The following is a 15,807-nucleotide window of genomic DNA, read 5'->3' on the forward strand; positions in this document are numbered from 1 at the left end:
TTATTTTTCTCCATTACGTAAGCGAGGATCTAAAAAGACAATGAAGATGTCGGCCATAAAATTAAAGAACAACATGAATAGAGTCATAAGAAGTAATTGCCCTTGTAGTACTTGGTAGTCTCGGGCGTGAATAGCATTCAATAAAACAGTGCCTAATCCAGGGTAGTTAAAGATCATTTCAATAATTAATTGACCACTGATTGCCGTTCCTAACGCCATAGATAATGCAGTTACACTTGGTAGCATGGCATTACGTGCCGCGTAGTTAAAAACAACGCGATTTTCAGTTAGGCCTTTGGCTTTTGCCATGGTAATGAAGTCTTCATTAAGAAGGTTAATCATGTTGTTACGCATGCTTATCAAGAACCCACCAATTTGAGTGATGGTGGCACAGAAAAGGGGAAGGGCTGCGTGATACAACACATCTTTATAAAATGCCCAGCTAGACCAGTCAGGAGTCTCGCCTGAAGTGTAAGCATTACCAGCAGGAAACCACTCCAAACCAACGGCAAAGATAAACATCACCAACATTGCAACCACTACTGATGGAATTGATTGGACTACAAGCATTGCTGGTGAGATTACGCTGTCATAACGGCTACCACGACGCCAAGCCGCAAAAATTCCAAGAACAGAGCCAATGCAGAACGAAAGGATAACGGCAGTTCCGGTTAAAAATAGTGACCACCCAATAGCGCCACCTAATAAATCAGTTACGGATATTGGGTAAAATTTAATGGAGGTACCCCAATTCCAAGTGAAAATATTAGATAGATAAGTAAAGTACTGTTCATATAAAGGGGCATCAACGAAGCCTAATAATTTTCTCATTGCATCAATACGCTCAGGACTTACATAAGTCATGGCGTTAGCAAACATCATGGTTACGGGATCACCCGGCATTGCTCGGGGTAAAATAAAATTTAACGTTGCAGCAAAAATTAAGGCTAAAAAGTAGAAGAAAAGTCGACGTACGAAAAAGCTCATAACCTATTCCTATTAAAAATAATGAAAATAAACTTAAGAGCAGCGTGAAATAGTGGAATTTCCATGCTGCTAGGGGTGTTTTTACGCGGTATTACTTGATTATGTTCTAGGTTTTAAATCAAGAACGTGCAGTAAACGCTCAGGAACACCAGCCCATGATAGTGGTCGGCCTTTTGGATTCTCAGCATTCCACCATCCAGTAAAACGACTTTCATTAAATTGATAAACATCTACGCCCGACATAACAGGAACAGTCACTTGGTTCTCAGCAATGATCTGTTGGATTTGGTGAGCAATGTTTTTTTGTTCTTTAATACTCGCGGTTTTATAGAATTTATCTAATAGCGTATCTAATTGAGCATCCTTGAAAAAATGCATCGCAAATCGTGGCATGTTTCCGCCAGCTTGATTACGTGAGTGGTATGCACTGTTCCAATAAGGGTGAGGATCGGCACCGTTAAAGTAATTGGTGTAAGCGATATCATAAGTCCCAGATACCATCGCTTTGTTATAGACCGCAAAGTCAGCCGTACGAGCGGTTGCATTGATACCGGCAGCGCGAAGCTGTTCTACACCAAGTTGCACAGTGTTATTAAAATCAGTCCAACCGTTAGGGGATTGAACTTCAAGTAGAATCGGTTTTCCTGTTGGTGTTTCTACGTATCCATCGCCATCAATGTCTTTAAATCCAGACTCTTCAAGCAATGCTTTTGCTCCTGTCACATTATAGGTGTTATAACCTCGATATTTGTTGTAGATATCTTTATCAGCCCAAAACTTAAATACCTCGCCAAGGCCTGATGCGTAGTCGTTCACAACACCATTACCATAAAAAGCGATATCAATAATTTTTTGGCGATCGATAGACATTGAGAAGGCGCGACGGAAATCGACGTTATTAATCGCTTCATGGTTGCCTGGTTTTGGGGATTTAAAGTTAAGCATAAAGGCCTGAGCGCTAGCAGCAGGGTACCAATATTTATGGTGCTTATTTCTAGCGACATAAGTGCTATCAATATCAGGGATAAAGGCTGCAGACCAATCCAGTTCTGATTTAATGATGCGACTGAGTAATTGGTCATTATTGGCAATTTGTGGTACACGTAAACAGTCCACTTCTAAGTTATCATTATCCCAATAGTTTGGATTTCGACATTGAACATAAAGTTGAGGGGTAAAGATGTCTATTTCAGTAAAAGGCCCTGAGCCAACAGGATTTTCATTAGTGAAACTTTCAGGATTTTTAATGTCTTTCCAAATGTGCTTAGGAACAACAGGAATATTGGCTATTTCATAAGGTAAATTTGAGTGCGCTTCGGTTAAATCAAAAATAACATTATTGCCTTCTTGGCGAACGTTTTTCAGCCAACGGTTAATACCACGAGGATCAAGCTCTGGTTTTGCTTTGATTAGTTCGAAAGAATAAACCACATCTTCAGCAGTGAACGGTTTTCCATCCGACCACTTTACGCCTTCCCGTATTTCGTAAGTAACTTGAGTTAAATCTTCAGACATGTAGTAATTTTTTGCTAAGCGCATAACGGGTTTATTACCATGCATTTGATTAAAAATAACCAAAGGCTCATAAATAAAATCTGTCGTTGTACGTAAGTTTGTTGATAAATAAGGGTTAAAATTACGAATGAGTACAGGATAGAAATCAGAGACAATAGTGAGCTGATTTTTTTCTTCTGCGAACGCACCTTGAGAAGATAATGCAGCGAGTATTACTAACGCGAGTCGAGATGACTTGGCTTTTAAAAACATAAAGCTTCCTTACTTAATGATTAATGCAATAAACCACAGTCATAAAATTAATTTCTATGAAGAGGTGAGTTCGTCGTTTTTTTTGAATATAAATAAGCACTTTTTAGAATTAAATTACAATTAAGGTTTTGATAAATAAGAGTAATATTGTGCTCTGTTATTTATTGGTATGCTGTAATTAACGGACAGTGTAGTCTGCATTAGAGTTAATTAAGAGTGGATAAAAGGCATATTTACTGGACATCCGTATCCAAGAGAATTATTTGTGATATGCTTAAAAAACAGGCGAGATGTTTACATTTTACTCAATAAGAGTTAAATAAAAGAAAGCCTTGGTTATTTTTAGAGATAAACAAATGGCGCTCATCATAAGATGAGCGCCATTCTGTTTGGTTCTATGGTTTTATTAGAAACGGTAGTTCGCTTGAACACCGACTAACCATACATTACCTGTTGTTTCGCCAGTGAATTCGCCACCATATGTTGCTGGATCTTCAAGTGGGTTGGTAATGCTTGAATCTTTTCCTTCATACATTTTAGCATCTTTTGCGAATATATAAGTAAAGCCAGCATCGAAAGTTAAATTATCAGACCATGCGTAACCCGCACCCATGCTTAGCCATAAGCGATCAGTTTCAGGGATCGTTGCTGTACGATTTTCATCACTTACTGCTGAAGTATCGTAAGCAACACCTGTACGTAGCGTTACTTTCTGATTAAGGGTATAAGTACCACCTAGCGCTAAGCGATAGTTATCTTCCCAGTTTTCTTCTTTTACTAAGCTTGTATTACCGCCACCAAAGTCAGCTTCTAATTTTTCAAAGCTACTCCAATCTGTCCAGTTAAAACTTGCGTGGATAGCTACTTTATCAGTCAATTGATGGAAACTTGCAAGTTCTGCTGTTGCGGGTAAAGCAAGAGCCATTGAACCATTTTTACGGCCACCTGCAGGCAGCTTAAACCCCATACCTTCTGCGTGGCCTGTTAGGTCCAATGCTACTTCAGATTTATAACTAAAGCCGATGCGGTTTGCATCGTTGACTTGCCAAGCTGTACCCACTTGCCAGCCCCAAGCCTCATCTGTGCCTTCCATGTATTTTAAGGTTGTTCCTGCTGTGTTCGGAATCACAAATTGTTCTGGAATGATAGCACCAAAGCTACCTTCAGCAATTACGTAACGAACACCGCCACCAACACTGAATTGTTGGTTGATTTTATACGCCATGTTTACGTTGATTTCTTTAGTGATAACACTAGCTTCGTTACCAAAGTTTGTTGCTGAGAAATCATCGCCTAGATCGGTTTCCATACCGTAGTTAGTGCCAACAGCAAAACCAATTGCAATTTGTTCATTTACACGATGAGAAACATATAAATTAGGAATAAATGCATCGTGTGCAAAATCATTAGATTTGGTTGATGTAGTTTTAGGTCCAGATGGAGTCATCTGTGTTGATTCACCCTCAACATCAATATTTGGATTTACATAAATACCACCAACAGAAACTTGGGTACCTTCTAAGTACGTCAGCATTGCTACGTTGCGCCATTGTGCATCTGCGCCATCAGCGATAGCTGCTTCACCTGCGTAAGCACGACCAAGACCAGTCGCTGAATACTCTGCCAATTGGAAGCCTGCTGCCATAGAGTTTGTGCTTGCTACTGAGCCTAATAGACCAAATGCAATAGCAAGAGATAGGCGGTTTTTATTATTGTTCATTGATTTTTCCATACTGGTACAAGTGTACGCTGAATTTTGTGGTAGTAAGTTGAAGTGGATAATACGTTTTAGAGTAAAAACTTCAAACAAAAAATTGATTTATTCGAGTTTTAAGCGCTTTTTTCTGTAAAAAGTTTCATTTTTAGACGGAATTTCTGTATTAATCTGGTCGGATGTGTTAATTGGGCGCACAGGTGTAGGTTTGAATTTAGATTGAGGGTATATGTGTACGCTGAAATTTTGGTGGGAAGTAGGAACTAGTTTTAGGGACAAGGGGTTAGGAAGAGCAGGGTTCAGATCGCTTCGCTTGCAGGTTTCAGGGGTGACCGCTTAACTAACAGCATCAAAGAAGGTTCTCCCCCTTGATTGATGAGTTATTGAGATCGATAAAGTAAATAGAAGGGGGAGTTAGAGGGGGGTTGTTTGCTCTTACTCGTCCCTAGTCCCTCGAAGCGTAGCGTTCTAAATACTGTTTCTTAAAGATCAAAAAAGGCCAACGTGTGCTGACCTTTTAGTTTTAAACTTTTAAGAATAAATCTTAGAAGCTGTAGCTGTACTGAACACCAGCAAGAATTGCATCTGCGTGTGTTGTTGCTGTTAGGGGAAGAATACCATTTGTATCTTCTTCAACTTTAACATCATCACCCATTAAGTAAGTAAAGCCGAAATCAACAGTGTGTTTTTTCTCAAAGTGGTAACTAAAGCCTGCAGAGAACCATTGGCGATCTGAATCCGGTACTGAGATTGATGTATCTTTATCTTGAGCCGCTGTGTCGTACATGTAACCTGCACGCAATGTCCATGCGTCGTTTAAGAAATAAGTACCACCAATAGCGTAGTGCATGCCGTCTTGCCAGTTATATACACTTTCACTGATTGCAGCATTTGTAAATTCGATTTGATCAAAATCACTCCATCCGATGTATTGAACAGAATAATGCACTGCGAATTTCGTGTCTTTAATTTCGTGGTAACCAGAGAACTCAATCATATCAGGAAGTGGCAAAGTCACTTTTTGATTACCATCTTTAGCTTCGATTTCAGGACTATAATGGTAAGATAAACCAAATCTATTACCTTTATCTAGCTCATAAACACCACCTAAATTAAAGCCGACACCAGTTCCTGTTGCGTCAATATCTAAAACTGAAGTAGTCCCTAGGTCTCTTTTTAATTCTCCAAAACCTTGAATTATATCAATACCACCACCAACGCTAAATTGCTCGTTTATACGGTAAGAGGTTGTTAGTGCGTAATTTATGCTCTTAATTTCTGTTGTGCCACCATATACATTAGCACCTGGTGTTGTTGGTGAAGTACCAAATGAATCATCGAAATTATTGGATGTACCAAAGTTAGAATAAATACCTGCACCAAACGCCCATTGATCGTTTAAGCGGTGAACATAGTAGATATTAGGAACAGGAGTGCCACTGCTGTTGTTTGCATCATCAATTGGAGCTGCTCCTCCACCTAAAGCTGAAGAGTCATAATTAATATCACTTACATCAATGTCTGTCTTGATGTAGTTAATACCAACAGAAAATTCAGATGAATCAAAAAGAGCCATCGCTGCAGCGTTACGAGCCATTACAGATGCGTTATCAGCGATTACAGCATCACCAGCAAATGCACGACCTAGGCCTGTTGCTGATTGTGCGTTTAGTTGGAAACCGGCAGCAGTAGCTTGTTGTGTTGCAAGAGTGATGGTAGCTGCTAGAAGTGTTTTAGAAAACAAGCGCTTCTTATTCATAATTTTTATATTCCATATATTGTTATTTCCTTTCAATTCTTACGACCGAAAAGATTTATTTTAGTTGAGACTGAGATCTCGACGCCGAGATAATAACGATCAGATCATAGACGACAAATCCGACCACTGCTAAAAAAACGTTAAAATTCGTGATCTGGTCGTGATTTGTACATAAATAGCAATTCAGTTGATATTAATAGAGCTTAAACTCTAATTTATTATATTGGTTTCTGTTGTGTTTTTAATCTTAACTTATTGTTTTTTTTGTGAAATAAATGGAACCTTTTTACATTTAGAGCTTACACTCTAAATTGTGATGGCAGTGAAGATAAATTGATGATTAATCATGATTTTTAAATGGTATTTTATGGTGAGTGTTAATGAATGGTAAAATTGATATGTTTTGTAACTGCTTTTGTTGTGTTTTATTGATTTGAATAAAAGTAGTAAAAGAACATAAAATTGATCTATTTCAATAAATGAATTGAGATTCACGTTATAGTTGATCTCGTTATCTGGTTGAGCAATCAACCCGTTGAGCAAGATAACATTTCCTTTTGAAGGCTGACTTTACTTTCTCCTTATCAGGTGAAACTGATTTTACAATTGGCTATTCGTTAATTGTTTTTTATTCTGACCACATCGATTGATGTGGTTTTTTTTTATCAAAATAGTCAGTAGGTTACATCCCACCGTTATCCTATTCGTTTCCATTTTTCTTAGTGATATTGTCATTTTCTACTGACAAACAATAAATTATGAGTGATTAATAATTCTCCGCTCACATTTCTACTATAACGCACTTCCCATAATTAACAAGTTAGTTACAATTAAGGTCTGACCACTTACGTTTTTAGTGTTTACGCAAGGAGATGCGATGTCAAATGGCAAACTATCAAAGACCTATCAACCACTCACAACACGACAAGGTGATCGTATTGCGGTTGTTTCAGGCATTCGAACCCCATTCGCTAAGCAATCGACCGCTTTTATTTCTACGCCTGCGGTAGATTTAGGAAAGCTTGCTGTAAAAGCATTAATGGATAAAACCGACATCGATCCTAAACTGATTGATCAAGTTGTCTTTGGGCAAGTGGTGCAAATGCCAGAAGCACCAAATATTGCACGTGAAATCGTATTAGGCACGGGAATGAACATTGGTACAGATGCTTACAGTGTGACCCGTGCCTGTGCAACCAGTTTCCAAACAACGGCTAATGTGGTGGAAAGCATTATGGCGGGCACAATAGATATCGGAATTGCCGGCGGTGCGGATTCTTCTTCCGTTCTTCCTATTGGCGTATCAAAGAAAATGGCCTCGACGTTACTTGCGTTAAGTAAAACTAAAACCATGAGCCAAAAATTGTCCCTTCTTCGTACATTATCGTTAAAAGACATTGCGCCAGTACCTCCAGCAGTCGCTGAATATTCTACTGGTATTTCAATGGGACAAACGGCCGAACAAATGGCAAAAAGTCACGGGATCACGCGTGAAGAACAAGATGCATTAGCTCATCGTTCCCATTCTTTAGCGGCTAAAGCGTGGAAAGGTGGATTGATACAAGATGAGGTAATGACCGCATTTCCAGAACCTTATAAAACATGGTTAGATCAAGACAATAATATTCGTCATGACTCTGATCTTGCGAGTTACGCAAAACTTCGACCAGCCTTTGATCGTAAATATGGTTCAGTTACAGCAGCGAACAGTACACCGTTAACAGACGGTGGAGCTGCATTGCTATTAATGAGTGAAAAGCGAGCGAAAGAATTAGGTTATGAACCACTTGGTTATATTCGATCTTTTGCTTTTAGTGCCATAGACGTACATCACGATATGTTGATGGGGCCGTCTTATGCTACACCAATGGCACTTGATAAAGCCGGTATTTCACTGTCTGACTTAACCTTGATTGATATGCATGAAGCCTTTGCAGCGCAGACTTTATCGAACGTAAAAATGTTTTCGTCTGATAAATTTGCTAAAGAATGCTTAGGGCGAGATAAAGCCATTGGTGAAATTGATATGGATAAATTCAATGTACTTGGCGGTTCTATTGCCTACGGTCATCCATTTGCGGCCACAGGGGCAAGGATGATTATTCAAACATTGCGAGAACTAAAACGTCGTGGTGGGGGGCTTGGGCTAAATACAGCATGCGCGGCTGGTGGTTTAGGTGCAGCGATGGTATTGGAGGTTGAATAATGAGTGTAGCAAAAGAACATAAATCGATGGAACTTGTTGAAAATACCAGCGCATTTGTATGGCATAAAGATGAGCAAAATATTGCTTGGCTGACCATTGATGTCATCGATGAAAAAATGAATACCTTAAAAGCTGAATTCGCAGAGCAAGTCTCACAAGTATTGGATGAGATCGAAGCACAGCAAAAAGAGATTAAAGGCTTAGTCATTCAATCTGGTAAGCCTGATAGTTTTATAGCAGGTGCAGACATCAGCATGATAGCGAGTTGTCAAAGCGCGGCAGAAGCTCAAGCGTTGGCTGAAAAAGGTCAACAACTGTTCCAGCGTATCGAAGATTTACCATTTGCGACTGTCGCTGCTATTCATGGCCCGTGTTTAGGTGGTGGACTTGAATTAGCGTTGGCGTGTGATTATCGAATATGTAGTGATGACAATAAAACTAAGTTAGGTTTGCCTGAGGTTCAATTGGGTTTGCTTCCCGGATCAGGTGGAACACAAAGATTACCAAGATTAATCGGTTTGCTAGCCAGTTTAGATATCATTCTTACAGGTAAGCAATTACGACCGAAAAAAGCAGAGAAACTGGGCGTTGTTAATACTTCAGTTCCTTTGTCTATTTTATCTCGAACTGCCGCGGAGTTTGCATTAAAGAAAAAATCCCAAAATAAAGTAGATGTCAAAGAGTGGGGAATATCGAGAAACCCAATTGGTCGCAATGTTATTTTTTCTCAAGCTGAAAAACAAGCTCAAAAAAAAGCACGAGGTAATTACCCTGCGATTGCGGCAATTTTAGATAGCATTGAATATGGGCTAGATAAAGGCATCAAAAAAGGTCTACAGCGAGAAGCTGCTCAATTTGGCAAGTTAGCGATGACTCCAGAATCTGCAGCATTGCGATCTTTATTTTTTGCTATGACTGAAATGAAAAAAGAAAAAGGCAGCGATGCCGAACCAAAAGTAATTAATCATGTTGGTGTGCTAGGTGGCGGCTTAATGGGGGGAGGGATTGCTCACGTATCTATCGTAAAAGCGAAGAAGAATGTCATTATTAAAGATATCAGTAATGATGGCCTGCTAAACGCATACCAATATCATTACCAGCGCTTAGATAAATTAAGAAAACGTCGAATAGTAACCAAAGCTAAGTTACAGCAGCAGATGTTGCAACTTACGGGTGTGACAGATTTTAGTGGCTTTACAAAATTAGATGTTGTGGTTGAAGCTGTTTTTGAAGATTTAGCTCTGAAGCAAGAGATGGTGAAAGCAGTGCAAGCACAGGGGCGAGAAGATATTATTTTCGCAACGAATACTTCTTCGCTTCCAATAGGCCAAATAGCCGAGAGGGCAGAAAAGCCTGAAAATATTATTGGTCTACATTATTTTAGTCCGGTAGAAAAAATGCCATTGGTCGAAGTTATTCCCCATGAAACCACCAGTGATGAGACTATTTCAACGGTCGTTTCTTTAGCTAAGCAACAGGGTAAAACACCGATAGTTGTAAAAGATTGTGCTGGTTTTTATGTTAATCGAATTTTAGCTCCATACATGAATGAAGCGGCGCGATTATTGTTAGCCGGTGAACCAATAGAAGTGATTGATGAAGCACTATTAGATTTTGGGTTCCCTGTTGGTCCAATTTCATTATTAGATGAAGTGGGGGTGGATATTGGCGCGAAAATTATGCCGATATTGGAAGTTGAATTAGGTGATAGATTCCGTAGCCCCGATGTGTTCAAAACCTTAATGGCTGATAAGCGTTTAGGTAAGAAAACCAAACGTGGTTTCTATATCTATAAAGGTAAGAAGAAAGAGCCTGACCAAGATATTTACACTCTACTTAATATCAAACCACACTCTCAGTTGACTAAAGAAGACATCGCAATGCGCTGTGTGCTTCCTATGTTATCTGAAGCAAAACGTTGTTTGGATGAAGGCATTATTCGTTCAGAAAGAGATGGTGATATTGGTGCTATCTTTGGGATTGGTTTCCCTCCTTTTTTAGGTGGACCATTTAGTTACATGGCGGCATTAGGTGAAGATAAGTTAGCAGTATTAATGAAGAAATATGCCGATAAATACGGAGACCGATTCACTCAATAATAGAACACTTAATCGTTTATATAGCCACCGTTTTACAATCTAAATAGAAAATAAAAGTCACCATAATCAACTAATTATGATGGCTTTTTTATCCATTCATCAAAATAAAAGGCTATCCGAGATTCACATCTTTAGCTCTAAGTTGAAATTCATCAATAGAGTCAATCTCTAAGCCCACATCTAAACGATCATATTGTTGATGCTCAGTGCCTTGGCAATGCATAATCAATCGGTTAGCTGTGCGTGGCTTTAATATTCCAACCACAAAGCGCAGCATCTCAGTACGAGTTAAACTCTTTAGATCGTCAGTGACACGTTCTTTATGGTCGAAATTCTGATCTTTATTACCAATACAAGCCCAGAAACGTTGTGCTCGTCCACGCAGGTTTGTATCTGGATCAGATATTTGATCAATTAATCCTTGTTTACTGCTTTGCCATTGAGCTTCATTTAACTCTAATAGCACCATATAAAATGCATTTAAAAATTCATCAATCGAATCTAATAAAATAGCAGGTGGTGCCATAGGCGATTGGACGTATAAAATTAAACCTGGGTGTTTGTTTAGCGGTAAATTTCCGGTACCAACCATATAACCAAGTTGTTGTTTTGTTCGTATCTCGTGGAAGAAAGATGCCGACATTAAATGATTCGCTAAGGTATACAGCGCAAAACTTCGAGGGTCTTCTTTTGGAGATTGATAGTAAATCAATAATGCTGAATCTGAGTGTTCACAGAATAACTCTCGTTGAAAAGTTCCAGAATTACCTAGCATGATTAAAGGTCGGAAAGACTCTTCATAGGTTTGATTCTGCATGCGCAATGCATTTTTGAGAGAGTCACCTAAATCAAGCGCTTGTTGTTTTGACCAATCACCATAGACAAACATTTCGACATGCAACTCAGAAAACATGGCCTGAACAAAGTTGGGTAAATCATCCGCTTCTATACTTTCCAGAGCCTCAAGTAATACAGGATAAGGGGGATTGTTTGGTTGTAAAATCCCAGATAACGCATTAAAAAGCTGTGATATTGGACGCTCTTTGGAAGCATTACTCCAATGACGAATTAATTGCGTTTTAATAAACTCAAAGCGTTCAGCACTGAATTCTCGAGTCGTAAAGCGTTTTAAAATAACATCTAATAATAAAGGTTGTTTTTGACTGAACCCGGATAAGGTTAGTGTCACGCCACCTTGGTGGCAATAAAGGTTGTAGCCCATCCCTGCAATTTCAGCTTGGTAGGTTTCTTCGCTTAATGCATCCATTAGCATTTCAACACATAAGCGAGTCTTCACGATTTTTCTAGGGTCTGATATTGAATGGGGACTATCAATTGCGATGTAAACCATTCCTTTGGGGACATGGAATTCATCTTCTTGTTTATGCCATAGCCTAAATCCAGGTAAATCCTCAATTAAAGTTGGAAACTCGGTAACGTTTTCTAATGATTGAGGCTCTAAGTCATAACAAATATAGGGGTTTTTTTCTGGTAATAACAAGTCAGGGTGCAGTTCTTTTGTATCCCAAGTCGCTATTTGTTTTTGGCTAAGAGGGCGAACTGAATAAGGCGTGTGATACCATTTATCCTCATGGTCGTACTCTAGACCTTGTGCAACTAAGGTGACTCGCATTTGCTCTGGTGTTAGCAAGTCAAGAAGATCAATGATTTGATTTTTATGATAACCTTCCATCATATAGTCAGCGTATATTGCATCTTCAGCTTGGTAACGTTGTAGATTCATTACTAAATGACTGACTAAATCTAATGGTTTGCTCTTTTCTTGAAATTGGAATGCGGATTCTAAAACGGCTTTTTTCTCACTGTAGCGCCATTCATCAAGCCCTTGTTGCTTAATTAGTTCAATGTATTGGAAGGTAAGGCTGATGATCTCATCGGTTTTATCAAGTCCTTTTTCTGTTAGGTTGTAAGCCAGAGTGAATTCTCTGAAATTGCTGCCACTGACTCCTCCGCCTGCGGTGAGTGAATTAATATAGCCTAATTTTTTTAGGTGAAGCATTAGGCTGCCATCACCCTCATAGCCCAGTAAGTGGCCAAGATAATTTAATGGTTTCGTTTTGTAGAAACGATCTTGATTTGGTAAATGAAAAGCTAAGCTTAATTTACGAACTTCTTTTAATGGCTCTATATTTATCCAGCAGCCTTGTTCTTTATCGGTGACATAAGGAACATCAACCACTTTATGACCAAGATTTTGATTTGGAATAGAACCAAAAGATTGAGTTGCAAGTAGCTCTAATTCACACAGAGGGCGGTTTCCAAGTACGACTGCAGTCATTAAATCAGCGGAATAATGTTGTTGATAAAAAGTCAGCATTTCATCTCGGATAGATGAGCCTTCAGCATCAGCTAAAGTATCAATACTACCGACTGAAAACTTTGAAAAAGGGTGCGCTTGATTAACTGTTTCTTTATGGACTTGATAAATTCGACGGACATCGTCTTTTAATTTTAATTTATATTCTGAATCGACAGCTTTTCTTTCTTTATCAACGGCTTCTTCGTTAAATAAAGAGGCATAAAAAAACTGACCGAACCGGTCGAGGCCTTCTTCAAAGGCATTGTGTGAAATCTCAAAAAAGAAGGTCGTATGTTCCGTTCCTGTCCATGCGTTATTTGATCCTCCTTGTTGGTTAATAAAGGAATGAAATTCACCGACTTTAGGGTACTTTTTAGTACCAAGAAATAGCATATGTTCTAAAAAATGGGCGAGTCCTGGGCGGTGTTCAGGATCATCAAAGTGGCCGACATTTACCGAAAGGGCGGCGGAGGAACGAGGGGCTGCATCATCTTGAATCAGTAATACTGGCAGCTTGTTATCGAGCTCGATGAATCGATAGTGTTTTTTATCATTTGGGCTAATATGCACAGGGTGCTCCTGTTTGAAGGCATAGGGGGTGATTTTTCACCTTTATTGTTATATTTATTTTTTTCAATTATGGCGCTGATAGCACAGAGTAGCAAACTCTCTCTTTCCTCTTTTTGGTTTTGCTTGCTACTATTGTGAGGTTAGTAATGATTTGAGAATGAATAAATGAAAGTATTCATAATGCGTCACGGTGAAGCAGAAGCGTATGCTCCTTCAGATGAAGAGCGTAATTTAACCCCACATGGTGAGAGTCAATCAGCAAAGATCGCACAATGGCTAATCGCTACGCATGGTGTTACGTTTGATTATGTTTTAGTGAGTCCGTACATTAGAGCCCAACAAACATGGCATATGATTAAGCCGATTTTGAATGTAGCAGGTGCTAAGGTTGAAGTTTCTGATGAAATAACACCTTATGGTGATTCTGATGATGTGGTGGAGTATGTCAAAGCTTTAGGTAGTGTGGAAGATATTGAGAATATTTTGATTGTTTCTCATTTGCCTTTGGTAGGGTATTTAACGGCGGATTTTGTTCCCGGAATTATGCCGCCAATGTTCCCTACTTCTGCTATTTCTTGTGTTGAATTTTCTCATGCAACAGGAAAAAGTGAGCTTTTGTGGTTGCAGCAACCGTAGAATAAAGTATTAGAACAGTAAGGCTTAATAAAAAAGATCCCTACATGCTTTTTGCACTTATTTGGGATCTTTTTGTTTTTATCGATCAGGAACTGAAAGCAGAACTAAAATAGCACCAGCGCCACCAAATTCTAATGGGGCTTGATGGAAAGCCATTACATCAGGATGTTGAGCTAACCATAAAGGCACTTTTTGTTTAAGGATGTGCTTTCCAATACCGTGCATAACACTCGCACATGAAATGTTCTCTTTTAAACAATAGGCGATCATTGACCCCAATTCGCGCTTTGCTTCATCTTGTTTCATTCCATGCATATCTAAAAAGACATCAGGGACATAAACACCACGACGCAGACGCTTTACTTCGTATTTTGATACATCATCGCGGGCATAACGAACGGGTCCTTCTGTATTCAGAAGTGGTACAAATTCGTCAGAAAAGAAAAACTCTTCATTTTTCCCTTCTTTTAATGATTTTCTTTGCTGTTGTTGCTCGCTAAAGTTCTTACTCGGTTGATGGATTATGGTATCCTGTTGCAACTTTTTAGAGCCTTGTACTGCTTCACGGAACAGCGAAAGTTCGTCATCTGATAGGTGGTCGTTTTTGCTCATTTTAAGATTCCAATAATTAACAGCAGTATTATAACTTGTTTTGGGGGCAATTTTGGATAAGATTTTTGTAGAAGAGGCCGTTTCTGAGCTTCATACGTTACAAGATATGTTACGTTGGACGGTAAGCCGCTTTAATGCTGCGGGTCTTTTTTATGGTCACGGTACAGATAATGCATGGGATGAAGCGGTTCAACTTGTGCTTCCTACGCTGTATTTACCTATTGATGTACCTGCTCATGTACGTGAATCTCGTTTAACATCAACAGAGCGCCTACGTATTGTTGAGCGTGTCGTTCGCCGTATTAATGAGCGTATCCCTACTGCTTATTTGACTAATAAAGCGTGGTTTTGTGGTCTTGAGTTTTTTGTTGATGAGCGCGTTCTTGTGCCTCGTTCACCAATTGCTGAATTGATTGAAACGCAATTTGAACCATGGTTAACCGAAGATCCAACACGTATTATGGATCTATGTACGGGCAGTGGTTGTATTGCGATTGCTTGTGCTCATGCATTCCCAAATGCAGAAGTAGATGCGATTGATATCTCAACTGACGCCTTAATGGTTGCAGAGCAAAACGTACAAGATCATGGCATGGAGCAGCAAGTGTTCCCTATGCGTTCAGATCTTCTGCGTGATATCCCTAAAGATCAGTATAACTTTATTGTTTCTAACCCACCTTATGTGGATGAAGAAGACATGAATAGCTTACCTGAAGAGTTTGAGCATGAGCCTGAATTAGGTTTAGCAGCTGGATCTGATGGTTTGAAATTAGTTCGTCGTATTCTTGCTAATGCACCTGATTATCTTACAGATGAAGGTTTCTTGATCTGTGAAGTAGGTAACTCTATGGTTCATATGATGGAGCAATACCCAGAAATTCCATTTACTTGGATTGAGTTTGCTGAAGGTGGACATGGTGTATTCATGTTAACTAAACAGCAGCTTCTTGATTGTGCTGAAGAGTTTTCTCTTTACCGCGATTAAGTTAGAAATACTTAAATCATGATAAAAAAGCCTAATGTTCGCATTGGGCTTTTTTATGCGTTTTTACTTTGTGACATGGCAAAATCAAGACGATTACGAAGAGTTTGTTGCTTTTCGCTGATGTTATTTTTACGCAATGCTTTTTTTACTAG

General features: G+C 39.1%; 10 protein-coding genes. 4 read left to right on the forward strand and 6 right to left on the reverse strand.

The features are described 5' to 3' along the window. From AC2IP4_RS03675 to AC2IP4_RS03690, 4 genes are all read right to left on the reverse strand, one after another. Positions 1-987, reverse strand: a complete 987-nt coding sequence (locus AC2IP4_RS03675) for an ABC transporter permease (RefSeq protein WP_105055189.1) — start codon at positions 985-987, stop codon at positions 1-3. A 99-nt stretch (positions 988-1,086) separates the two neighbouring features. Next, complete coding sequence (locus tag AC2IP4_RS03680) at positions 1,087-2,754, reverse strand: ABC transporter substrate-binding protein (RefSeq protein ID WP_375320989.1); 1,668 nt, start codon at positions 2,752-2,754, stop codon at positions 1,087-1,089. A gap of 406 nt (positions 2,755-3,160) precedes the next feature. After that, positions 3,161-4,474 carry an outer membrane protein transport protein gene (locus AC2IP4_RS03685; RefSeq protein WP_375320988.1) on the reverse strand — a complete coding sequence of 438 codons (1,314 nt, stop codon included), beginning with the start codon at positions 4,472-4,474 and terminating at the stop codon, positions 3,161-3,163. 538 nt (positions 4,475-5,012) lie between these two features. After that, complete coding sequence (locus AC2IP4_RS03690) at positions 5,013-6,227, reverse strand: outer membrane protein transport protein (protein ID WP_375320987.1); 1,215 nt, start codon at positions 6,225-6,227, stop codon at positions 5,013-5,015. 877 nt (positions 6,228-7,104) lie between these two features. On the opposite strand from AC2IP4_RS03690, the gene fadI reads away from it, so the two are divergent. Together fadI and fadJ are read left to right on the forward strand one after the other, a co-directional pair. Beyond that, positions 7,105-8,433, forward strand: a complete 1,329-nt coding sequence (fadI, locus tag AC2IP4_RS03695; protein WP_375320986.1) for an acetyl-CoA C-acyltransferase FadI — start codon at positions 7,105-7,107, stop codon at positions 8,431-8,433. Further along, positions 8,433-10,532, forward strand: coding sequence for a fatty acid oxidation complex subunit alpha FadJ (gene fadJ, locus AC2IP4_RS03700; protein ID WP_486310564.1), 2,100 nt, complete (start codon positions 8,433-8,435; stop codon positions 10,530-10,532). The genes fadI and fadJ overlap by 1 nt, the downstream gene beginning before the upstream one ends. A gap of 112 nt (positions 10,533-10,644) precedes the next feature. On the opposite strand, the gene AC2IP4_RS03705 is transcribed toward fadJ, so the two are convergent. Further along, a complete protein-coding gene (locus tag AC2IP4_RS03705; RefSeq protein ID WP_375320984.1) occupies positions 10,645-13,422 on the reverse strand; it encodes an insulinase family protein in 2,778 nt (925 codons plus the stop codon). 165 nt (positions 13,423-13,587) lie between these two features. Here AC2IP4_RS03705 and sixA point away from each other — a divergent pair, with 165 nt between their 5' ends. Further along, positions 13,588-14,058: a phosphohistidine phosphatase SixA gene (sixA, locus tag AC2IP4_RS03710; protein WP_375320983.1), complete on the forward strand. Its 471-nt coding sequence runs from the start codon at positions 13,588-13,590 to the stop codon at positions 14,056-14,058. A 78-nt stretch (positions 14,059-14,136) separates the two neighbouring features. Here the strand turns inward: sixA and smrB are convergent, their stop codons facing one another. Beyond that, the gene (smrB, locus tag AC2IP4_RS03715) at positions 14,137-14,670 is read right to left on the reverse strand and encodes an endonuclease SmrB (RefSeq protein ID WP_375320982.1); all 534 of its coding nucleotides are present in this window, start codon (positions 14,668-14,670) and stop codon (positions 14,137-14,139) included. A gap of 52 nt (positions 14,671-14,722) precedes the next feature. On the opposite strand from smrB, the gene prmB reads away from it, so the two are divergent. Further along, positions 14,723-15,655 carry a 50S ribosomal protein L3 N(5)-glutamine methyltransferase gene (gene prmB / locus AC2IP4_RS03720; protein WP_375320981.1) on the forward strand — a complete coding sequence of 311 codons (933 nt, stop codon included), beginning with the start codon at positions 14,723-14,725 and terminating at the stop codon, positions 15,653-15,655. The last annotated feature ends 152 nt before the right edge of the window (positions 15,656-15,807 follow it).

The organism is Aliivibrio thorii, assembly GCF_057368585.1.

What these genes read in the sequence shown, in the direction of transcription:
- AC2IP4_RS03675 (WP_105055189.1), bottom strand. Translation starts at nt 987, where the DNA reads ATGAGCTTTTTCGTACGTCGACTTTTCTTCTACTTTTTAGCCTTAATT.
- AC2IP4_RS03680 (WP_375320989.1), bottom strand. Translation starts at nt 2,754, where the DNA reads ATGTTTTTAAAAGCCAAGTCATCTCGACTCGCGTTAGTAATACTCGCT.
- AC2IP4_RS03685 (WP_375320988.1), bottom strand. Translation starts at nt 4,474, where the DNA reads ATGAACAATAATAAAAACCGCCTATCTCTTGCTATTGCATTTGGTCTA.
- AC2IP4_RS03690 (WP_375320987.1), bottom strand. Translation starts at nt 6,227, where the DNA reads ATGAATAAGAAGCGCTTGTTTTCTAAAACACTTCTAGCAGCTACCATC.
- fadI (WP_375320986.1), top strand. Translation starts at nt 7,105, where the DNA reads ATGTCAAATGGCAAACTATCAAAGACCTATCAACCACTCACAACACGA.
- fadJ (WP_486310564.1), top strand. Translation starts at nt 8,433, where the DNA reads ATGAGTGTAGCAAAAGAACATAAATCGATGGAACTTGTTGAAAATACC.
- sixA (WP_375320983.1), top strand. Translation starts at nt 13,588, where the DNA reads ATGAAAGTATTCATAATGCGTCACGGTGAAGCAGAAGCGTATGCTCCT.
- smrB (WP_375320982.1), bottom strand. Translation starts at nt 14,670, where the DNA reads ATGAGCAAAAACGACCACCTATCAGATGACGAACTTTCGCTGTTCCGT.